The organism is Nocardia sp. NPDC058058 (assembly GCF_042885355.1).
GTDB lineage: Bacteria > Actinomycetota > Actinomycetes > Mycobacteriales > Mycobacteriaceae > Nocardia.
The window spans coordinates 293,329-314,495 of sequence record NZ_JBHVSA010000005.1; the positions used below are offsets into that span (position 1 = coordinate 293,329).

Below are 21,167 nucleotides of genomic sequence, written 5' to 3' on the forward strand. Positions count from 1 at the left end.
CGTGAAACATAGGGGCAACAAACCACGATCATCCCCACTGGATCTTGCTGGGCTAGTGTGGGAGTTCGGTTTTGCGGTGCGGCAGTACGCTCATGTTCGGAACAGGTATCCGGATGGCGGCGCTTGCCGCCGTGACCTGTGTAGTCACCGGTTCGCTCAGCGCGCGCACGGCTGAGGCGGCCCCACCCGACCCGATCACGAACGGCGCGACCCTCGCTGCCACACCGGTTTCCGAGGACGGCTCCCGAATCACCCGCTTCGAGATCAGGGATGCGCACAACCTCACCCTGCACGTGTACTCGGAGGCCATGAACGCCGAGTACACGGTGGAGGTGCAGCGTCCCGCCGACGCCTCCGCGCCGCGCCCGGTGCTCTACCTGCTCAATGGCGCTGGGGGCGGCCAGGATACGGCGAACTGGAAGCGCAATACCGACGCCACCCAGTTCTTCGCCGATAAGAACGTGAACGTGGTGATGCCGATCGGCGGCGCGTTCAGCTACTACACCGACTGGCGCGCAACCGATCCCAAGCTCGGCGTGAACATGTGGAAGACCTTCCTCACCGAGGAGCTGCCACCGCTCATCGACGGGGCGTTGGGCACCAACGGTTTACGCGCCATCGTCGGCATGTCCATGTCCGGCACCTCGGTGCTGCAATTGCCGATCGCCAAGCCCGGTCTGTATCGCGCGGTCGCGGCCTACAGCGGATGCGCGCAGATCAGCGATCCCATCGGGCGTAAATTCGCCGAACTGGTGGTGTCCATCGGCGGCGGCAATCCCGCCAATATGTATGGGCCCGATACCGATCCGGAATGGGCGGAGAACGATCCGTACGTGCACGCCGAGGATCTGCGCGGACTCCAGCTCTACATCTCCAATGGCAGCGGACTGCCCGGGCGGCACGACAATCTCTCCGATGTGCGCAGCCTCGGCCCGGCCGACGGCGGCATCATGCAGCAGCTGCTGGTCGGCGGCATTCTGGAGGCGGCCAGCGACTGGTGCGCCCGGAACCTGCAGGTCAAACTCGATGAACTGGATATCCCGGCGACCTTCGAGATCAGCCAGGCAGGCACGCATTCGTGGGGTTACTGGGAGGATGCGTTGCGCGCCTCCTGGCCGGTGCTGGCCAAGGGCCTGGAGCTGTAAACCCCTACGGCAGTGGGACTATCACCACGCGATTGTCCGGCATGGCGGGCACCCACAGGTTCCGTCCCGCCGCGTCGACGGTGAAATCGGCTGGGCCGTGCAGGTTCTCGGGCAGTTGCACCGGGGTCACCTCGGTCCCGTCCGGACGGTAGGTGGTGATCCGGCCCGGCTGATCACCCTGGCTCACCACCCAATCCGAGACGACCAGGGTACCATCGGCCAGCACCGCCAGCCCGTCCAGCACACCGTGCACCGCACCGATTCGCTGCGGCACCACCGGATTCTGCGCGAGGTCGAGCCGCCATACGTCACCACCGCCGAAATCCGCGCCGACGCCGACCACATAGGCGAGCTTGCCCGTCGAATCGAGCGCGATGCCATTGGCCCCGGGAAGCCCGGCGGCGACCGGCTCGAAACGCTTGGTCTCCAGGTCGAGCCGGGACACACTGCCGCGCGCGGTATCGGTGACCAGCAGCGTATGCGAGTCCAGCAGTGCCAGATCATTGAGCAGCGCGGGGCCCTCCCCGCCGAGCGCGGCCTCGAATACCTGCCCGTGCGTATCGACGTCATAGCCGACGACCCGATCGATATCGGCCACGAACACCCGATTGTCCGTGCGCGCCAACCCCTTCGGCGCGTTCAACGGCGGATCGCCGGGCCGCGGCATGGCCCGCCGCGCGGTCACGGTTCCGGCCGAATTCAATTCGGTCAGATAGCCGTCACCGTCCTTGCCGGTGGCATCGGCCTTCGCCCCCACATTGGAGATGAACCAGCGGTCCCCGGCGAACAACACGCTCTCGGGCGTCGAGAAGCCTTCCAGGGAACCGGGTTTGACGACGGTACCGGGCGCGGCGCGGGTACCGGTGGCGGACGATCCGCCGGCATCCTCGTTACCGCCGCATCCGGTCGCGGCGGTGAGCAGCATCACCCCGGCGCAGGCGGTCACCACCCGGCGGCCACTCCGACTCGCGAGACCGTTCGACCCATGGGACATAGGCCCACCCTCCGACGGAAGATCTCGCCCCGACCGGCGAGACGGGGCTCATTCTAGCCAGCGCCGCCGCACCGGATCAACGAAATCGATTGAACTCCAAGCGGTTTCGTTTACTCATCAACTACTCGTCGGCGGCGTTGTAGCGGACCAGATAGTCGGCCATGCGCGCTATGTCCGCATCATCCCAATCGCGGAGGCGGTCGGCGAACGCGGCCGCGCGAACGCGCGCCGCCGCACCCGCCACCCGGCGACCCTCGGGGGTCGCACGCAGGATGTGATTGCGACGGTTGGCCGGGTCCACCTCGCGCGCCAGATAACCCAGCCGCTCCAGCGTCGCCACCTGACGACTCATCGTCGATTTGTCGAGATGGAAGTGTCCGGCCAGATCACTGGCCAGGCAACCGTCCCGCTCGATCACCAGATCCAGAATGCTCGACGCCACCAGCGAGAGCTCCGGATGCAATTCGGCGGCGCGGCCGCGGGCACGGCGCGAGAAGGCGGTGAGTTCACGCTGGATCACCGCGATGGCGTCCGCACGGCCGGTCTCGGCGGGCGCGGCACCCGGGAATGCGGGGTCGGTCTCCATAGTTGTATAGTACAACCTCATATAGTTGCATTTACCAACCATTCGGAGATTCCATGGCCCCGCATCAGATCCGGCACGTCGCCACCCATCTGCTCACCCCGCTGCTCATGTGCCTGGGCATGGGACTCGCCTACCTGGGGGCATTCCATCAGCCCTCACCCAATCACCTCGCCGTCGCGGTGGTGGGCGACAGCGCGCAGGTCAAGGTGCTCGCGCAGACACTGAAGGACACCGGCGGCAGCGCCCTGGACGTCATCACCCTGCCCAGCCGCGACGATGCCGTTGCCCAGCTGCGCACTCGCGATCTGGCGGGCGCGTTCATCCCCGACGCACAGCATCCCGAGGTACTGGTCGCCAAGGCCGGATCCGATACCACCGCCATGGCCGCCGAGGCCGTCTTCGGTCAGGTCACCGCGAAACAGGGTGTGCCGCTGACCATCACCGATGTCACCACCGCCGCCTCCGGCGATCCCACCGGACAGGGCATCTTCTTCCTGCTGGTCGCGTTGAGCATCGGCTCGTACGGCAGTGTCGCCGCCATCGGCGCGGCGGGCGCGGGACTGTCCATGTGGATCAAAGGCCTCATCGGACTGGTGACCTCGCTGCTGGTGAGCCTGATCGGGCTGGCGCTCGCGGGCCCGGTCTTCCACGTGGTGGATCACGACAGCGCCGCCATCTGGGCCATGTCCTGGCTCTACTCCGCGGGCATCCTGGCCGTGGGCATCGGCGCGCACACCTTCCTGAAGCGCTGGACCACGCTCGCCATGATGGTGGTGTTCGTCATGCTCAACTTCACCACCTCCGGCGGCGTCTACACCCCGTGGTTGCAGAACGATTTCTTCGGCGCACTGCACTCCTTCTGGAACGGTGCGGGTTTCGTCGAAGGCGCGCGCAGCCTGCTCTACTTCGACAGCGCGGGCTTCGACTCGCGACTACTGAGCCTGTTCGCCTGGTTCGGCGCGGGGCTGGTGATCATGGTCGCGGCCGCGTATGCCGAAAAGCGCCAGGCGGCAACGGCTCCCAAGCATGCGGCAGTGGCCGAATCAGCGGCCGAAGCCCAGGAGGAGGCCGAGGAGGAGATGGAGGAGACGGTCGGGGTCTGACGCTCAGCGGCGAATATCGAGCTGCGCCAAGGCCGTTCGCACCCCGGCCTGCACGGTTTCGGTATCGCCCACTCCCCCGCTGACGGCCACGCCGTCCCGAGTCAACAGCAGTGCGCGCGCCGCCTGGTCCACCTCATGGTGACCGGCGGCGCGCAGCCGTTCGGCCATGAGTTCACGGAACCAGTCGCGATAGTCCCGCACCACCCCGCGCACCGCGTGCTCCGGATTCGGAAACTCCACGGCGGCATTGAGAAACGGGCAGCCCCGGAAACCCGGACCGCAGCTGAGTTCGCCGAGCTTCTCGAAAATGGTGACGATGCCGTCCGCGCCGGCACCGGGCACCGACTCCAAAACCTGGCGCTGCCGGTCGTATTCGCGCACCAGATACGCCACCACCAGATCGTCCTTGGTCCGGAAGTGGCGATAGAAGGTGGCCTTGGCGATGCCCGCCTCGGCGATGATGCGGTCGATGCCCACGGTGTGGATGCCCTCGGCATAGAAGAGCCGGGTGGCGGTCTCCAACAATCTCTCGCGGGCTGCGCTCATACCCTTGACGATAGCAGACAGATCTGTCTACTCTGAGGGAGCACGTGAACAGACTAGTCTGTCTAGGAGGCAGTCATGGCACCCCTCTACACCGCAGTCGCCACCTCGGTCGGTCGCGACGGCCGCTCGTACACCGATGACGGCATCCTCGATCTCACCCTGGCCCGACCCAAGGAAATGGGCGGCGACGGCGCGGGGACCAATCCCGAACAGCTCTTCGCGGCCGGTTACTCCGCGTGTTTCGCGAGCGCGCTGCAACTGGTCTCCAAGCGCATGAAGCTCGACGCCGAGGACGCCTCGGTCACCGCCGAGGTCGGCCTGAACGCCCTCGAAGGCGGCGCTTTCGGCCTGTCCGTCGTACTGCGCGTGGAACTGCCCGAGCATCTGCACAACGAGCAGGGACAGGCGCTCATCGAGGCCACCCATCAGGTCTGCCCGTACTCCAATGCCACCCGGGGCAATATCCCGGTGGAACTGGTTGTGGAGTAACGACTTTCAGTAGAAGCGGCGGATATCGTAGATCTCGAACTGCGCGAGCGGGCTCAACCCGACCGGGACACCCCAGTCATAGGCGTTGAGCACGTTCCCGCCGCCGGCATAGATGCCCACGTGTGAGGCATCGCCGTTCAGAATCACCACATCGCCCGGCTGCACGGCCCCGACCGGGACCTCCAGGCCCACCTCGGCCTGCTGCCAGGTGGTGCGCGGCATATCGATGCCGACGCTGCGGAACGCCCATTGGACCAGACCGGAGCAGTCCCAGGCGTCCGGACCCACCCCGCCCCAGCGGTACGGCTTACCGGTCTGGGTCTGCGCCAGTCCCAGTGCGATCATGGCGCGCGGACTGGTGATCGGCAATTGTGCCGAACCACTGGCACTTCCGGAGGCGGAACCGCTACCGCTGCCGGAGGAGGAACCCGAGGCGGCGGATCCGGTATCGGCGTGCGCCGCGCCCAGGGAGAGCGCGCCGGTGAGAGTCAAGGCCGCGGCAGTCGTCAGGAACGACGCGGATCGGCGCAGCAGTCTTCGTGTCATGCACTCGCCCTTCAGCTCAACCACGCCGAAGGCACGACACTCAGCAAGCAATCAACCTGCAAACGGGCCACGCTGCCCGGTGTGACGTGAGATTCAGCGCTTACGACTGGAACTAGCGATACATCTCGAAAACACCATAAAGCTAAACGTTAGCTCTACAGTTGCTGTTCTATCTCATCAGTCACATGCTTCACAAGGGGTATCCGGCGGGCGAGTCTCGAGACCCAGCTCACTCCCGGGCGGCGAACACCTCTCGAGCGGCGGTGATGGCATTGAGCGCCGCCGGGAATCCGGCGTAGCCGCCGAGCTGGATGATCGCCTCCACGGCCTCCTCGCGCGTGCCGCCCACATTGAGCAGACCGTGCAGGTGCACGCGGAGTTGCGGTCCGGCGGTGCCGAGCGCGGTGCACGCGGCAATGGTCGCCAGCTCACGCGTCTTCAGGTCCAGGCCGGTGCGGGAGTACACATCACCGAAGGCGAATTCGACGATGTAGCGCGCCAGGTCGGGAGCGGTGTCCGCGAGGGCGGCGAAAATGTGTTCGGCCGCATCGCCATCCACCTCATCGAGCTTGGCCAGCCCGCGCCGGTAGCGCTCCTGCCCTGTCTCCTCGGGCCGAATATCGGACTCCGACACCGGATTTCCGACCTCCGGCCGATCCGCGAAGGCCGCCCGCGCCACCGAGATGGCATTGAGCGCCGCCGGGAAACCCGCGTACACCCCCACCTGGATGATCGTCTCGACCACCTCGGCCGGGGTCAGCCCCACCGTGAGCCCGCCGTCGATATGCCAGCGCAACTGCGGGGCGGCATGCCCCAGCGCGGTCAGCGCGGCGATGGTGATGATCTGCCGCTGTTTCAGCGTCAGCCCGGGCCGCGAGTAGATATCCCCGTACCCGAACTCGACCACGTATCTGCCCAGATCAGGTGCGATATCGGCCAGACTGTTCACCACTGCGCGCCCGGTCGGGCCACCGACCTGGTCGAGCACCTCCAAACCACGCTGGAAACGATCATCGGCGGTGGGGCTGGAGCTCATACCGGACTTCCTTCCCTGAACTGACACACCTGAGTTGACGCTGCGAGCCGGGCGATGGCCCAACCCATCCTCAACTCCGCAACCTCCATCCCGCGCGCGACATTCCGGGCTGTCCCGAGATGACGAAGGGGCGCAGCCGCGATGGCTGCGCCCCTTGCGAGCTGTCCGACCGTCAGGCCTTGGTGACGGAAACCTTGACGCCGCCGACGATCTCGGCGGCATCCGCGCCCGCGTCCCCGAAAGTCAGGGTGGTGGCGAGGATTTCACCGGCGATCAGGTCGCGGTGGGTTTCGGCCCAGCCCTTGCGGTCGGCGGGGACCTCGAGGATCACGGTGATCCGGTCCGAGACGTCCAGGCCCTGCGATTTGCGGGTTTCCTGGAGGTCGCGGATGAGGTCGCGGGCCCAGCCCTCGGCCTCGAGTTCCTCGGTGACCACCGAATTCAGCACCACCAGACCAGCATTGCCGGGCAGCGCGGCGGTGGATTCGGGTTCGGCGGCCACCAGGCGCTGGGTGTACTCCTCGGGCAGCAGCGCGATACCGGCGGCGGTGACGGTGCCGTCCGCGGCCTCGCTCCACTCCCCGGCCTTGACCGCCTTGATCACCGTCTGCACCTGCTTGCCCAGGCGCGGTCCGGCGGCGCGGGCGTTCACCACGAGTTCGAAGCGGCCGTGCGAGGCCACATCGGTGGTGAGATCGACCTTCTTGACGTTCACCTCATCGGCGATGAGATCGGCGAACGGGCGCAGCCGCTCGGCGTCCTCGGCCGCCACGGTGAGCTCCGAAAGCGGCAGCCGCACACGCAGATTCTGCGCCTTGCGCTGCCCCAGCACGGTGGAGCAGACCACACGCACCTCATCCATGGCCGCGACCAGTTCCGGATCACCGGGCAGCTCGGACGCGCTCGGCCAATCGGTCAGATGCACCGAACGACCACCGGTGAGCCCGCGCCAGATCACCTCGGTGATCAGCGGCAGCAGCGGCGCGGCCAGCCGGGTGATGACCTCGAGCACCGTGTGCAGGGTGTCGATGGCATCGCGATCCTCTTCCCAGAACCGCGAACGCGACCGGCGCACATACCAATTGGTGAGCGCGTCAGCGAAGGACCGCAATTCCTCTGCCGCGGTGGCGATATCGAGACCCTCGAGGGCATCGGTCATCACATCGCGGGTCGCGGCCAGCCTGGCCAGGATGTAGCGATCCAGCACATTCTGCGAATCCGTGCGCCACACACCGGGTGTCGAGGCGTACAGGTTCAGGAAGGTCCACGCGTTCCACAACGGGCGCAGCGCGTGGCTGACGCCTTCGCGGATGCCGCGCTCGGTGACGATGAGGTTGCCGCCGCGCAGGATGGGCGAGGCCATCAGGAACCAGCGCATGGCATCGGCGCCGTCGCGGTCGAAGACCTCGAAGACATCCGGGTAGTTGCCCTTGGACTTGGACATCTTGAGGCCGTCATCGCCCAGCACGATGCCGTGCGCCACAACCGATTTGAACGCCGGTCGATCGAACAGCGCGGTGGAGAGCACATGCAGGTTGTAGAACCAGCCCTTGGTCTGGCCGTTGTACTCGACGATGAAATCGCCCGGACTGTGCGCGGCCTGATCGCCGGAGCCCTCGAACCACTCCTTGTTCTCGAACGGGTAGTGCACCTGCGCGTACGGCATGGACCCGGATTCGAACCAGCAGTCCAGCACCTCGGGCACGCGCCGCATCATCGACTTCCCGGTCGGGTCATCGGGATTCGGGCGCACCAGATCATCGATGATCGGCCGGTGCAGATCGGTCGGGCGCTCGCCGAAGTCACGCTCCAACGCGTCGAGCGAGCCGTACACGTCCACGCGCGGGTACTGCGGATCGTCCGACACCCACACCGGGATCGGCGCGCCCCAGAAGCGATTACGGCTGATGTTCCAGTCGCGCGCGTTCTCCAGCCACTTGCCGAACTGACCGTCCCGCAGATGTTCCGGGGTCCAGTTGATCTGCTGGTTCAACTCCAGCGCGCGATCACGGAACTTGGTGACCGCCACGAACCAGGACGGCACCGCCATGTAGATCAGCGGCTGACCCGAACGCCAGCTGTGCGGGTACGAGTGCTCGATGGTCTCGTGCCGCAACAGCTTTCCGGCGGCCTTGAGGTCCTTGATGATGACCGGGTTGGCGTCGAACACCATCAGACCCTGATACGGCGGCACCATCGAGGTGAACTTGCCGCCCGCGTCGAGGGGCTGCACGATCTCGATGCCGTTGGCGGTGGAGACATCCATATCCTCCTCACCGAAGGCGGGGGCGAGATGCACGATGCCGGTACCGGAGTCGGTGGTGACGTAGTCGGCGTTGAGCACGCGATGCGCGTTCGGATGGCCGACGAAGAAGTCGAACGGCGGCTGGTACCGCAGCTCGGCCAGCGCCGCGCCGGAGTGCTCGGACAGCACCTCGGGCTCCTCGCCGAACTCCCGGGTGTAGTGCGAAACACGTTCGGCGGCAAGCAGGTATCGCTTCCCGTCCTGCGCGCGCAGGTGCACATAGGTGACATCGGGATGCACCGCGATGGCGAGGTTGGACGGCAGGGTCCACGGCGTGGTGGTCCAGATCAGCGCGTTCGCACCGTCCAGCTGCGCGAGCGGATGCTCGGCCGGAACCGAGAGCACCATATCGACGGTGACCGCCGGGTCCTGGCGCATGCGGTACGAATCATCGAGGCGCGCCTCCTGATTCGACAGCGGCGTCTGCTCGTACCAGCTGTACGGCAGCACCCGGAAACCCTGATAGATCAAACCCTTGTCATGGAGCGACTTGAACGCCCACATGACCGATTCCATGAAGTCGAGGTCGAGGGTTTTGTAGTCGTTGTCGAAGTCGACCCAACGTGCCTGTCGCGTCACATAGTTTCGCCACTCGTTCGTGTAGCGAAGAACCGAGGATTTGCACGCGGCATTGAATTCCGCGAGGCCCATGGCATCGATCTGTGATTTGTCCGTGATACCGAGCTGCTTCTCCGCTTCGATTTCCGCGGGCAGTCCGTGAGTGTCCCAACCGAAGCGCCGCTCGACCTTCTTACCGCGCATCGTCTGAAAACGTGGGATCAAATCCTTGACATATCCGGTCAGCAGATGGCCGTAATGCGGCAATCCATTGGCGAAGGGCGGACCGTCGTAGAAGACGAATTCCTCTGCATCGGAACGGTTCTCGATGCTGGCGCGGAAGGTGTCATCGGCGGCCCAGTAGTCCAGCACGCGCTGCTCGAGCTCGGGGAACGATACCTGCCCGGTCACGGAGCTGAGCTCGACGCGAGGGTAGGCGTTGGGGGTCGGGGTCTCGCCGGACATCTCGGCGTCAGCTCCTCGTGCCAGTGGGTCTCGGGGACCCGGTGGGCACGGGGACGATGACGGCGCCGGTGCGCCGATACCGCGGTACCACCCCGCTTGTCCGGCTGCGGACCGGACCTCTCGTTATGAGCTGTGACGGGCTCACCCGTTCGGTTCTACTGGGCGCGCGCACCGAAAGCGGTGCTCACGCTGTTCTTCCGAAGACTCCCCGGTGATGGCCGGATCAACGCCGTGAAACTGTTTCGATTCTAACCGGGCAGGTCCAGTGGATATTTCCAGCCCGTCTAATGCTTCGCGTGCCGCCCGCCGGGGCGCGACTGCGAATCTTCCTCCGGTTCACGTAGCGACAGCGCACTGACCAGCAGTAACACCGCCCCTAACACGCACACAATGATGCAGCCCCAGGCCCAGATCACCGAACCGGTGGTCAGGGCTGTCACCAGCAGGCCGAAGCCCACCGCTGCCAGAGCCAGCGTCATCACGAGCATGGTCACCACCCCTCTTATGGAAACGGTGGCGGCGCCGCACCTCCCGCTTCAACGAACGGGGAGCGCGGCACCAATGGCCGTGATTACGACTCTACTTGCCGCCCTTGAGGAGTGCGCCGTTGCCCGAGGCGCCCTCGCCGAACTCGCCGCCGTCGACCGGGACCGCGGAGCCGCGGTTCTCCAGCTCTTCCAGCTGCGATTCCAGGTAGGACTTCAGGCGTACCCGGTACTCCCGTTCGAACGTCTTGAGCTGCTCGATCCGGCTCTCCAGCACGCTGCGCTGCTGGGTGATGGTGGCCATGATCTCGGTGTGCTTGCGCTCGGCATCGGCCTGCAGGGCGTCGGCCTTCTCCTTGGCCTGGCGGAGCTGGGAATCGCTGCGGGTCTGCGCGTCCGACAGCATGGCCTCGGCCTTCTGACGGGCATCGGCGATCATCGCCTCGGAACGGGTGCGGGCATCGCCCACCAGTCGCTCGGAATTCGCTCTGGCATTGGCGAGCAGCTGCTCGGCCTCGGTCTTGGCATCGGAGGTGAGGCGATCGGCCATCTCCTGGGCCAGCGAAAGCACCTTGGCGGCCTGTAGATTCGCGTCCGCGCTGGGGGCCTCGGCCTTGACCGGAACGGGCGCGGGAACAGGCATGGGAGCCGGCGGCGGAATCGGAGCGGCCTTGACGGGCTCCGGCGCGGGCGGCTGCTTCACAGCCTGAACGGGACCGCGATTCTTCTTGGCATCAGCCAGTTCCGCGTCCAATTCGGCAACGCGCTGGCGAAGATCTGCGTTTTCTTCGATGAGGCGTGAGAGCTCCTGCTCGACCAGGTCGAGGAAGGCGTCGACTTCATCCTCGTTGTAGCCGCGCTTCCCGATCGGTGGTTTGCTGAACGCGACGTTGTGCACATCGGCAGGGGTCAGCGGCATGGAACGATCCCTTCACGCTTCGTTGGAGATCTAGCGGTAGATCTGGGTAAGCATTCTTTCCGCTCATTCTGTCACACATGAGCTAACGGCTGCCCCTGCTGGCCCGTGATCGTCATGAGGATGAACACGATGAAAAGCAGGACCATTATCGACAGATCCAGCCTAATTCCCCCAAGATTCACTGGGGGTATCAAACGCCTCAGGAGTTTCACGGGCGGGTCCGTGATGGTGAAGATCGCCTCGAGGATGATCACGACGAACCCGGTGGGCCGCCAGTCCCGCGCGAAGCTGCGAATGAACTCGACGATGACTCGGCTGATGAGCAGCAGCCAGAAGAGGAACAGCAGGAGGTTCAACACCTGGAACAAGGCCACACTGTTCACTCTGCCTCAGAAACAGTGCCGCGCAAAATAGGATCACCGATCGCGCCGGTCACAGTGTGGTTTTCGGCGTAGTTCCGCCGGATCTTCCCCCGCGCGCGGCCGCACGCTCACACCCGTCACCGACCGGCCACCGATGGGCCGTGAATGGACTGGGCGGGCTCTGGCGACCGCCTCGCAACCCCCATTAACGACTGTCACACCGGCGCTGATCATCAAAGCCGGTGCGACAGCTTACTTCTGGTTGTAGTAACCGTTCTCGGCCAGCTTGCGGCGCTCCTCGGCGGAGACATCCACATCGGCGGGCGAGAGCAGGAACACCTTCGTGGCGACCTTGTCGAATGAGCCACGCAGTGCGAACGCGAGACCGGCGGCGAAATCCACCAGGCGGCGGGCGTCACTGTTGCTCATCTCGACCAGGTCCATGATCACCGGGGTGCCGTCCCGGAAACGCTCGCCGATGATGGCGGCTTCGGCATAGGTGCGCGGGCGTAGCGTCGTGATCTTGGACAAGGGGCCTCCGTCCTCGAAGATCGCGGAACGGCGCGGGGGCTGCTGTTCCAGCCGGCGCTCCTCCATCCGCAACTCTTCCATGCGCCGCTCGGCCTCCGGGTCCACCGCGAGCGCGCCGCGGGTGGTGCCGCGCACCATCGAGGCGCCACCGGAACCCCCCATGGAACGGGTGCGGCTGGACGGGGCGGTGTCGATGCGGGTGGGGCGACGCGGCGCGTCGTAGCGATCACGTTCGCGCTCACGGTCATCCGCGTATTCGTCCGCGTACTCGTCACGGCGCGAGGTGCCGTACGCGGGCTTGTAGGGCGCCTTGTAGGGCGGCGGCTCGGCGTAACCGGGCTCGTCGTCGTAGCGCTCGTGCTCATACCGGTCGTAGTCACGCTCGGTGTAGGCCCGGGACCGGCGCGGGGCACGTTCGTCGACGGCCGGACGGGGGCCGCGGTCCTCGACATAGTCGTCTTCGTAGTCCTCGAGCGGAACCATGCCGAAGTACGCCTTGAACTTGTGCAGCGTGCTCATCTGGTCGACCTTCCTTCGGCCCCGGTTGGCCTGGGGTGTTGTCCTGCTCAGTCCTCGTCTGCCACCAAGCATATGTTTCATATGTGACTGATGAGGTTTCTTTGCTACGCCGAGGTTATCGGTCGAGCGCCCATCAAAGCGGTACCGACACGCACGCAGGTGGATCCGTGGCGTATCGCGGCCTCCAAATCACTTGACATGCCCGCGGACAGCTCTCTGGCCTGGGGATGTTCCGCCAAAAGTGAGCCGTGCATATGGGCGAGTCGCTCGAATGCGGCGTCTGGGTCGGCGTCCAGCGGCGGGATCGCCATCAGGCCCGCGAGCTGCAACGATGCGGATTGCGCAACCTGATTCGCGAGGGTGAGCATGGCATTGTCCGAGACACCTCCGCGCGCCGGATCGGCATCCAGACTCACTTGCAGCAGCACACGCAAGGGGGTCGTGCGCTCCCCCGCTTCCAGGGCCGTATGGACCCCGGCGTCGAGGGCGCTCGCCAACCGATCACTGTCGACCGAATAGACCGTATCCGCCCAGCGTGCAACGTGTTTCGCCTTATTGCGCTGCAATCTGCCGATGAATTCCCAGCGTACTTGTGACAGGTGGCGCAGTTGCGCCACTTTGTCCGATGCCTCCTGCTCGCGTGATTCACCGAACTCACGCAGGCCGAGGCCATAGAGGATCTCGATATCCGAGGCCGGGTGGAACTTGGTCACCGGGAGTAGTCGCACACTGCCCGGTGCACGGTCCGCGGCCCGGCACGCTGCGCCGATGCGCTCGGTGAGGACCTCGAGCGCCGCCGACAACTGCGCGACACGATCGGGCGCGGAAGTGAGCTGCGACTCCTGCGCCACCGTGGAACCGGTTGCGGCGGCGGGATTCTCGGTCATTCTGCAATTCCCTCCGATGCCATCCAAATCACACCGGCGAGTCTGCCGGTCGGCGCGCCACGGCGGTGACTGAACAACGCTTTGTCCTCGATGGTGCAGCGCGGGTCCACGGCCACGGCGCTCACCCCGGCGGTTTCCAGCTGCCGCCGGATGCCCGCGCGCAGATCCAGACCGGGGGTACCCCGCACGGTCGTGGTCGCACTGCCGGGCAGATGCTTTTCCACATCGGCGCGCATGGCGGCGGGCACCTCGTACTGGCGACCGCTGGCCGCCGGGCCCAGGAACGCGCCGATTCGCTCCACCTGCGCGCCGAGCTCGAGCATGGCCTCGATGGCCTTGGGCACGATGCCGATCCGCGCGCCGATCCGGCCCGCGTGCACGGCGGCGATCACGCCCGCCTCGTCATCGGAGAGCAGCACCGGCACACAGTCCGCGCTGAGGGTGACCAGCGCCAGATCGCGCTGGGTGGTCACCAGCGCATCGGTGGCGGGCACCGGCTCGGACCGCGGGCCGTCGACCACCGTCACGTTGCGGCTGTGGATCTGTTCCATCCACACCAGCCGGTCCGGGGTGAGCCCGATGCTCTCCGCGAGCCGAACCCGATTGCGCCGCACGGCTTCCGGATCGTCCCCGACGTGATCGCCCAGATTGAACGAGTCATAGGGGGCCTGGGAGAAGCCGCCCGCCCGCGCCGTGACAACTCGTCTCGTCCGATACGTCGTACCCGCAGAAGTCATACCTTCGAGAGTAGTGGCCAATTCCCCGCAACCCATCCCGAGACGGCGTGGTCATCACCACCCGCGCGGCCCGCCGACACCACCCCGCCGCGCCAACCCTGCCCACATCTGGACTGAGCAGGCACGACCCCGCACCGGCGACATGCCGGGCAAACGAACGCGCCCGCCTCCGTAGGGAGGCGGGCGCATTGTTGTTGCTTCGCGGCGCTGGTCAGCGACGCATGAACGAGGGGACGTCGACGTCATCGTCATCGGCGTCCGGGGGCTGGATATGGCTGCGGGAATTGTTCGCCACGGTGGGTTCCATTGCCGGGCGCGGGGATTCGTAGGACGGCGCGGGGCCGCGACCCGAGGACGGCGGCGGGTTCTGCGCCACCGGTGCCGGGGCCGGTTCCTGCCGGACCGGGGCCGGTTCGGGGGTGCGGGCGGTGGTGTAGTCCGGGGTGCGGGCCACCTCACCGGCGCGGGCGGTATTGAAACTGGAGGTAGTGGTGGTGGCGGTGCGGCCGACCGCGGGTTCGATGCGCCGGGCGGGACCGCTCCCGTCAAAACCCGCCGCGATCACCGTCACTCGGACCTCATCGCCGAGGGAATCGTCGATGACGGTACCGAAGATGATGTTCGCTTCGATATGGGCTGCTTCCTGCACCAGCGAGGCTGCCTCGTTGATCTCGAAGAGGCCGAGATCCGAACCGCCCGCGATCGAGAGCAGCACGCCGTGCGCACCGTCCATGGACGCTTCCAGCAGTGGTGAATTGATCGCGGACTCCGCGGCTTTCACCGAGCGGCCCTCACCGCGGGCCGAGCCGATGCCCATGAGGGCGCTGCCCGCACCGGACATGACGGACTTGACGTCCGCGAAGTCGACGTTGATCAGACCCGGGGTGGTGATCAGATCGGTAATGCCCTGAACACCGTTGAGCAGCACCTCATCCGCGGAGCGGAAGGCGTCCATCAGCGAGACGGCCGCGTCGCCGAGCTGCAGCAGGCGGTCGTTCGGGATGACGATGAGGGTGTCGCAGGATTCGCGCAGCGCCTGGATGCCCGCCTCGGCCTGATTGCTGCGGCGCTTGCCCTCGAAGGAGAAGGGCCGGGTCACCACACCGATGGTGAGCGCGCCGAGCTTGCGCGCGATGCCCGCCACGACGGGCGCGCCACCGGTGCCGGTGCCACCGCCCTCGCCCGCGGTCACGAAGACCATATCGGCGCCCTTGAGCACCTCTTCGATCTCGTCCTTGTGGTCCTCGGCGGCCTTGCGGCCGACTTCCGGATCGGCGCCGGCGCCGAGGCCGCGGGTCAGTTCACGACCGACATCGAGCTTGACGTCCGCATCACTCATCAGCAGCGCCTGCGCGTCGGTGTTGACCGCGATGAACTCGACTCCCTTGAGTCCCTGTTCGATCATCCGGTTGACGGCATTCACGCCGCCGCCGCCGATGCCGACGACCTTGATCACAGCAAGGTAGTTGTGCGGGGGCGTCATGGGCTCTCGCCTTCCTTAGATCCAAAAAGCTTGTCGTCTAACGGATGCTCGCCGTATGCCAGTTCCGGATGGTCTCGGTTCGATGAACCCTCAACCATAGGTTTAGCCTTATGTCAAGTATCCGACTGGTGCGGAACGGTATTCGCAGCCACCGCGTTACGGGCGCAGGCGCGCCGAAACGAGAATCAGAATCTTGTGTGATCCACCTCGTCCGGTCCACCTGGCATCGTATCGTGGACGGTTGCCCTCCGGTGCCGGGACGGCGCTGGAGCGTTCCTGCAGGCCACCGAAACTTTCGGTGGCCCAATGGGTATCGCTCACTTTACCGTGACGAGATTCGGACTCGAAACATCGAACACCTTGCCGGGCTGGGTGAGTAGAGGTCCCACCACCGCCGCCTTCTTCTGTGAATCACCGGTCCCACCCCACAGCACGGTACGCCCATCTCGCAACTCGAGAGCAATATCCGAAACCGATCTGGCCACAACCTCTCCCACGCCCAGACTCGGCGGCACCAGCGCCATCACCGCGACGGCCGCGCGGGTGGCCGGATCATTGCCGCCGGGATGGTCGGTGACGAGTTTGGGCGCGGTGCCCGGGGGCTGTTCGATCGCGAATTCCACGCTGTCGCAATCGAGCAGATGCGGTCCGTCCGGGGCGTCGTAGTAGAGCACCGGGGTGCGCTCGACAACGGTCACCTGCACGGTGGACGGGAATTCGCGCTGCACCCGCACACTGCGGACCTTGGGCAACTGCGCCACCCGTTCGGCCATGGCAGTGGTGTCGAGCCGGATCATGGACAGCCCGTCCGGCACCTGGAGTGCGTCCAGCACTTGATCTTCCGGCACCACGGACAGTCCGTCGACGCGCACGGTGCGCACCGACAGCACCGGCGTGAACCAGGCCGTGATCCCCAGCGCCAGGATCAGGACCAGACCGATCGCCGCGCCGATGCGCACCCGCGGCGAGCGCCACGAGTACAGCAGCTTCGAATCCTCCCGGGCCCGCCCGCGCCGCAGCCGGGCACGCCGGGCCGCGCGAGCCGCCGAATCATCTTCGGCGGCAGGCTCGTCCACCCACTCGTCCGGCTCCTCGGCGGCACCGCGCTTGCGGCCGGAACCGTCAGCCGAGTCCTTCGCTCCCCCACCCGGGCTCATGTCCGCTCACCGCCCGTGTGAGGGTCGCGCGCGCAGACCGTCCAGGATCTGGCTGCCCAGCATGGTGACATCGCCCGCGCCCATGGTGATCACCACATCGCCGGGTCGCGCCAGCGCGGCCACCTGGCGGCCCACCCGCGACATATCCGGCTGATAGTGCACGGGTTTGGTGACCGAGTTGGCCACCAGCGCACCGTTCACCCCGGGCAGCGGTTCCTCGCGCGCGCCGTACACGTCCAGCACCACGACCTCATCGGCGAGCGAGAGGGCGGTGCCGAACTCGGTCGCGAAAGTGGCGGTGCGACTGTACAAATGCGGCTGGAAGACCACGATCACCCGGCCCGGGCGCGAGCGCGCGCCGTCGCGGGCCTCCTGCGCCACCAGTTCGGCGGCGGCGCTGAGCACCGCGCGCACCTCGGTCGGATGGTGCGCGTAATCGTCGAAGACGCGCACGCCGTTCTCCCGGCCGGTGAGCTGGAAGCGGCGGTGCACACCGCCGAAACCCTCCAGGCCCTGGATGATTTCGCCCATATCGGCTCCGGCGGCGCGGGCGGCCAGCAGTGCGCCGAGCGCGTTCAGCGCCATATGGCGACCCGGTACCGAGAGCCGCAGGGTGCGCGGCGCGGGCTCCTCCGACAGCTGGAATATCGCCACACCGCCGACATCGCGCGGCTCCCACGACAGCAGCTGCGCGCCGATCGGCACACCCGCGAAATCGCCGGAACCGTAACCGATTACCTCGATACCGCGCGGATCGTCCGCGAGCCGGGCCACCGAACGCTCGGCCAGGCCAAGCGAGCCGGGATCGTCCAGGCACACCACCAGGCGGCCGCCCGGTTGCAGGCGATCGACGAAATCGTCGAAGACCTTGGTGTATGCCTCATCGGTGCCGAAGAAGTCCAGGTGATCGGATTCGATATTGGTCACCACGGCCACATCCGGCGCGTACTGCAGCAGCGAGGCATCGCTCTCATCGGCCTCGGCCACGAAGATGCCGCCGGTGCCGTGATGGGCATTGGTGCCCGATTCGTTCAGCTCGCCGCCGACCGCGAACGACGGATCCGCACCGCAGTGTTGCAGCGCCACCACCAGCATGGAGGTGGTGGAGGTCTTGCCGTGCGTACCCGAGACCAGCAGGGTCTTATGACCCTGCATGAGTTCGGCCAGTACGGCGGGGCGCAGCAGTACGGGCAGGCCGCGCCGATGTGCCTCCACCAGTTCGGGATTGGTCTTGGGGATGGCGGCGAAGGTGGTCACCACGGCGGTCGGGCCGCCGGGCAGCAGGTCCAGGGCGCTCGCGTCGTGGCCGATGCGCACCTGTGCGCCGCGGGCCCGCAGTGCCAGGACACCGCGGCTCTCCTTGGCGTCGGAACCGGACACCATGCCGCCGCGGGACAGCAGAATTCGGGCGATGCCCGACATCCCGGCCCCGCCGATGCCGATCATGTGTACCCGGCGCAGCAGTTCCGGTAGGTCGGTCTGCTGCTCAACGGGCGTATTCACGGCCTGTTGGGTATCGGCTGCTTCAGTCACGACCCGCCACCTCCAGCACAATTCGCGCTACCTCGTCCGCGGCGTCGCGATGTCCGGCGTCCGCCGCCGCGCGACCCATGGCTGTCAGCCGATCCGTATCCCTGAGCAGCGGTATCACCTCGTCGATCACGTATTTCGGAGTCAGCTCCGCGTCCGCCACGATTCTGCCACCGCCGGCGGCCACCACGGGCCGCGCGTTGAGCTCCTGCTCGCCATTGCCATGCGGTAACGGAACATAGAACGCGGGCAGACCCACCGCCGACACCTCGGCGACGGTCATCGCACCCGAGCGGCACACCACCGCATCGGCGGCGGCATAGGCCAGCGCCATCTGCGATAAATACGGCACCGCAACGTATTTCGCGGGCTCGTGCAGGCCCTCGAGGGTGAGACTGTTCTTCGGCCCGTGCGCGTGCAAGACCGAGATCCCGGCCGCCGTCAACTGCGGCGCGGCGGCCGACACCGCCTCATTGAGACTGCGCGCCCCCTGCGACCCGCCGAACACCAGCAGCACCGGCCCCTCGGCGGGCAGGCCGAAGTTCTCGCGCGCCCGCGCCCGCAACGCGGGACGGTTGAGCGTGGTGATCGCCGACCGCACCGGAATACCGACCACCTCGGCATCGGCCCGCCCACGCGCATGCACACCCGAATTCGCCGCCGCGGCCAGCACTCTGGCGGCCACGCGCGCGCCGATCTTATTGGAGATACCGGCCATGGCATTGGCCTCGTGCACGATCACCGGGACTGCGCGGCTACGCCCCCGCCTCGTCATCCCGGCATGCTTTTGGCCGGGATCCATTGAATCCCGTTGGAGGTCAGCCCGTGTGGATCCCGGCCAAAAGCGCGCCGGGATGACGGAGGCGATGCCTCGCCCGGCGGCCAGGTAGGCGGGTAATGCGACATAGCCGCCGAAGCCCACGATGACATCCGCGTCGACCGCGTCGATGATTTCGCGGGTGCGGCGCATCGAGGCCAGCACTCGGCCGGGGAGGCGGAGCAGGTCCGGGGTGGGTTTGCGGGGTAAGGGCACGGGCGGGATCAGTTCGAGGGTGTACCCGCGCTCGGGGACGAGCTTGGTTTCCAGGCCGCGCTGGGTGCCCAGTGCGGTGATCCGGATGGCCGGGTCATGGCGGCGGAGCGCGTCGGCTACCGCCAGGGCGGGTTCGATATGTCCCGCGGTGCCACCGCCCGCCACGATCACCGAGAGCGGCCGCTCCACTGTCACCTCGAATGTCCCCTGTCCCTATCGTGTTTCGTCGGATAGCTGGGTTCCCAGGCCCGGGTGCTGCGCCACGATTCGGTGGAGCGGCTGGTGGTGCGCCGGGCGGTATCGGAATCTACGGACCGGCGGCGCGGCGGTTCGGAGCGACCCCGGCCGCTGGGCGGTAGCGCGCGCCGCTGCGGCGCGGGCTTCACACCCGATTTCGGCTTGGGCTTGGCCTTGGCCTTGGCGGTGCTGCGCGCGCGGGCGGCCTGTGCCCGTGCGGGCGAATACATTTCGGGCACCGGCAGTCGCAGCAGGCGGCTGAAGCGCCCGTCCTGTCCGGCGTGCAGCGCGGCGACCGCCTCGGGTTCGTGCCGGGCGGCATTGGCGATGATGCCGAACATGAGCAGCGTGATGGCGAGCGAGGAACCGCCCGCCGACACCAGCGGCAACTGGAGTCCGGTCACCGGCAGCAGTCCCACCACGTAGCCGACGTTGATGAGCGCCTGCCCGGTGATCCAGGTGGTCGCCGCAGCGGTCAGCAGCCGGATGAACGGATCCACCGAGCGGGTGGCGATGCGCAGTCCGGTGTACACGAACAGCGCGAAAAGCCCCAGCACCAGGGCACATCCGAGGAAGCCGAGCTCCTCGCCGATGATCGCGAAGATGAAGTCGTTGTGCGCGTTGGGCAGATAGCTCCACTTGGCCCGGGACTGTCCCAGCCCGCGGCCCCAGATCCCGCCGTCCGCAAGCGAATACAGCGCCTGGCGGGCCTGATAACCGATGCCTTGCGGATCATCGCCGGGGCTGAAGAACGCGCGCATGCGGTCCGAGCGATATCCGGCCGACAGCGCCAGGATGCCCGCCGCCACCGCACCCGACACCGCGATGGTGACGAACATGCGCAGCGGCAGTCCGCCGAACCACAGCAGCGCGGACAGCACGATGCCCAGCGCGATGGTGGTGGACAGGTTGGGTTCGAGCACGACCAGGAAGCACACCAGCAGCCCGGCGGGCACCAGCGGCATCAAAATGTCCTTGTACCCGGCCCTTTCGGTCTGCCGCGAGGCCAGCAGATGCGCGCCCCACACCACCAGGGTCACCTTGGCGATCTCGGACGGCTGCACCGAGACGAAGCCGAGGTCGAACCAGCGCCGCGAACCCTGCACCTCGAGGCCGATGCCCGGAATCAGCACCAGCACCAGCAGTACGACCGAGAGCGCGAACACCGGGAACGACAGCTGCCGCATCACCCGCATGGGAATCCGCAGCGCGATATAGAACAGCACGGCGCCGAACAACGCCATCATCGCCTGCTGGATGAACAGCGAATACGCCGATTTGCCAACGGCATACGATTCCACGCTGGACGCGGACAGCACCATCACCAGTCCGAGCACGGTGAGCAGCACCGCGATCGCGACCACGAGATGGAAGGACGCCAGCGGTCGCGCCAGCCAGGCCGCGAACCAGGTATTGCGGAACCGGGCCGAACCCGCCGAATCCTTGGCCGCGTGCCCGGAATCGGTGGCCGCACGCGCCGGTGTCTGCGCCGCACGAGACGGCATTCTGTTTCC

20 protein-coding genes are annotated in these 21,167 nt (G+C 66.7%); 3 read left to right on the plus strand and 17 right to left on the minus strand.

What is annotated here, in order from left to right:
- Nucleotides 1-113: 113 nt before the first annotated feature.
- Nucleotides 114-1,145, plus strand: coding sequence for an alpha/beta hydrolase (locus tag ACFVUS_RS39855; RefSeq protein WP_387779340.1), 1,032 nt, complete (start codon nt 114-116; stop codon nt 1,143-1,145).
- A gap of 4 nt (nt 1,146-1,149) precedes the next feature.
- Here ACFVUS_RS39855 and ACFVUS_RS39860 read toward each other — a convergent pair whose 3' ends face one another.
- Both ACFVUS_RS39860 and ACFVUS_RS39865 read right to left on the minus strand, forming a co-directional pair.
- Nucleotides 1,150-2,139, minus strand: a complete 990-nt coding sequence (locus ACFVUS_RS39860; RefSeq protein ID WP_387779343.1) for an SMP-30/gluconolactonase/LRE family protein — start codon at nt 2,137-2,139, stop codon at nt 1,150-1,152.
- A 121-nt stretch (nt 2,140-2,260) separates the two neighbouring features.
- On the minus strand, nt 2,261-2,725 hold the full coding sequence (locus ACFVUS_RS39865; protein WP_387779346.1) for a MarR family winged helix-turn-helix transcriptional regulator: 465 nt from the start codon (nt 2,723-2,725) through the stop codon (nt 2,261-2,263).
- 53 nt (nt 2,726-2,778) lie between these two features.
- Between ACFVUS_RS39865 and ACFVUS_RS39870 the strand changes: the two genes are divergently transcribed.
- Nucleotides 2,779-3,828, plus strand: coding sequence for a hypothetical protein (locus ACFVUS_RS39870; RefSeq protein ID WP_387779349.1), 1,050 nt, complete (start codon nt 2,779-2,781; stop codon nt 3,826-3,828).
- 3 nt (nt 3,829-3,831) lie between these two features.
- Here ACFVUS_RS39870 and ACFVUS_RS39875 read toward each other — a convergent pair whose 3' ends face one another.
- The gene (locus ACFVUS_RS39875) at nt 3,832-4,374 is read right to left on the minus strand and encodes a TetR/AcrR family transcriptional regulator (RefSeq protein WP_387779352.1); all 543 of its coding nucleotides are present in this window, start codon (nt 4,372-4,374) and stop codon (nt 3,832-3,834) included.
- Nucleotides 4,375-4,449: 75 nt separating this feature from the next.
- On the opposite strand from ACFVUS_RS39875, the gene ACFVUS_RS39880 reads away from it, so the two are divergent.
- The gene (locus ACFVUS_RS39880; protein WP_375968076.1) at nt 4,450-4,863 is read left to right on the plus strand and encodes an organic hydroperoxide resistance protein; all 414 of its coding nucleotides are present in this window, start codon (nt 4,450-4,452) and stop codon (nt 4,861-4,863) included.
- Nucleotides 4,864-4,869: 6 nt separating this feature from the next.
- Here the strand turns inward: ACFVUS_RS39880 and ACFVUS_RS39885 are convergent, their stop codons facing one another.
- From ACFVUS_RS39885 to ftsW, 14 genes are all read right to left on the minus strand, one after another.
- A complete protein-coding gene (locus ACFVUS_RS39885; RefSeq protein WP_387779355.1) occupies nt 4,870-5,409 on the minus strand; it encodes an NlpC/P60 family protein in 540 nt (179 codons plus the stop codon).
- Nucleotides 5,410-5,638: 229 nt separating this feature from the next.
- Entirely contained in the window at nt 5,639-6,445 is an 807-nt protein-coding gene (locus tag ACFVUS_RS39890) for a carboxymuconolactone decarboxylase family protein (RefSeq protein ID WP_387779358.1), read from the minus strand.
- A gap of 172 nt (nt 6,446-6,617) precedes the next feature.
- Nucleotides 6,618-9,773 carry an isoleucine--tRNA ligase gene (gene ileS, locus ACFVUS_RS39895; protein ID WP_387779361.1) on the minus strand — a complete coding sequence of 1,052 codons (3,156 nt, stop codon included), beginning with the start codon at nt 9,771-9,773 and terminating at the stop codon, nt 6,618-6,620.
- Between the two features lie 284 nt (nt 9,774-10,057).
- Nucleotides 10,058-10,261: a hypothetical protein gene (locus ACFVUS_RS39900; RefSeq protein WP_375968244.1), complete on the minus strand. Its 204-nt coding sequence runs from the start codon at nt 10,259-10,261 to the stop codon at nt 10,058-10,060.
- A gap of 91 nt (nt 10,262-10,352) precedes the next feature.
- Nucleotides 10,353-11,177, minus strand: a complete 825-nt coding sequence (locus tag ACFVUS_RS39905; RefSeq protein WP_387779364.1) for a DivIVA domain-containing protein — start codon at nt 11,175-11,177, stop codon at nt 10,353-10,355.
- Between the two features lie 71 nt (nt 11,178-11,248).
- Nucleotides 11,249-11,551 carry a YggT family protein gene (locus tag ACFVUS_RS39910; protein WP_364643659.1) on the minus strand — a complete coding sequence of 101 codons (303 nt, stop codon included), beginning with the start codon at nt 11,549-11,551 and terminating at the stop codon, nt 11,249-11,251.
- 240 nt (nt 11,552-11,791) lie between these two features.
- A complete protein-coding gene (locus ACFVUS_RS39915) occupies nt 11,792-12,589 on the minus strand; it encodes a cell division protein SepF (RefSeq protein WP_387779368.1) in 798 nt (265 codons plus the stop codon).
- Nucleotides 12,590-12,693: 104 nt separating this feature from the next.
- Nucleotides 12,694-13,476: a YggS family pyridoxal phosphate-dependent enzyme gene (locus tag ACFVUS_RS39920; RefSeq protein WP_387779371.1), complete on the minus strand. Its 783-nt coding sequence runs from the start codon at nt 13,474-13,476 to the stop codon at nt 12,694-12,696.
- The gene (gene pgeF / locus ACFVUS_RS39925) at nt 13,473-14,213 is read right to left on the minus strand and encodes a peptidoglycan editing factor PgeF (RefSeq protein ID WP_387779374.1); all 741 of its coding nucleotides are present in this window, start codon (nt 14,211-14,213) and stop codon (nt 13,473-13,475) included. Before pgeF ends, ACFVUS_RS39920 begins: the two co-directional genes overlap by 4 nt.
- 211 nt (nt 14,214-14,424) lie before the next feature.
- Nucleotides 14,425-15,696, minus strand: a complete 1,272-nt coding sequence (gene ftsZ / locus ACFVUS_RS39930; RefSeq protein WP_387779377.1) for a cell division protein FtsZ — start codon at nt 15,694-15,696, stop codon at nt 14,425-14,427.
- A gap of 317 nt (nt 15,697-16,013) precedes the next feature.
- Nucleotides 16,014-16,853: a cell division protein FtsQ/DivIB gene (locus ACFVUS_RS39935; RefSeq protein WP_387779380.1), complete on the minus strand. Its 840-nt coding sequence runs from the start codon at nt 16,851-16,853 to the stop codon at nt 16,014-16,016.
- Nucleotides 16,854-16,859: 6 nt separating this feature from the next.
- The gene (gene murC, locus ACFVUS_RS39940; RefSeq protein WP_387779919.1) at nt 16,860-18,299 is read right to left on the minus strand and encodes a UDP-N-acetylmuramate--L-alanine ligase; all 1,440 of its coding nucleotides are present in this window, start codon (nt 18,297-18,299) and stop codon (nt 16,860-16,862) included.
- Nucleotides 18,300-18,378: 79 nt separating this feature from the next.
- Nucleotides 18,379-19,611, minus strand: a complete 1,233-nt coding sequence (locus tag ACFVUS_RS39945; RefSeq protein ID WP_387779383.1) for a glycosyltransferase — start codon at nt 19,609-19,611, stop codon at nt 18,379-18,381.
- Complete coding sequence (gene ftsW / locus ACFVUS_RS39950; protein WP_387779386.1) at nt 19,608-21,158, minus strand: putative lipid II flippase FtsW; 1,551 nt, start codon at nt 21,156-21,158, stop codon at nt 19,608-19,610. The genes ACFVUS_RS39945 and ftsW overlap by 4 nt, the downstream gene beginning before the upstream one ends.
- Nucleotides 21,159-21,167: the final 9 nt, after the last annotated feature.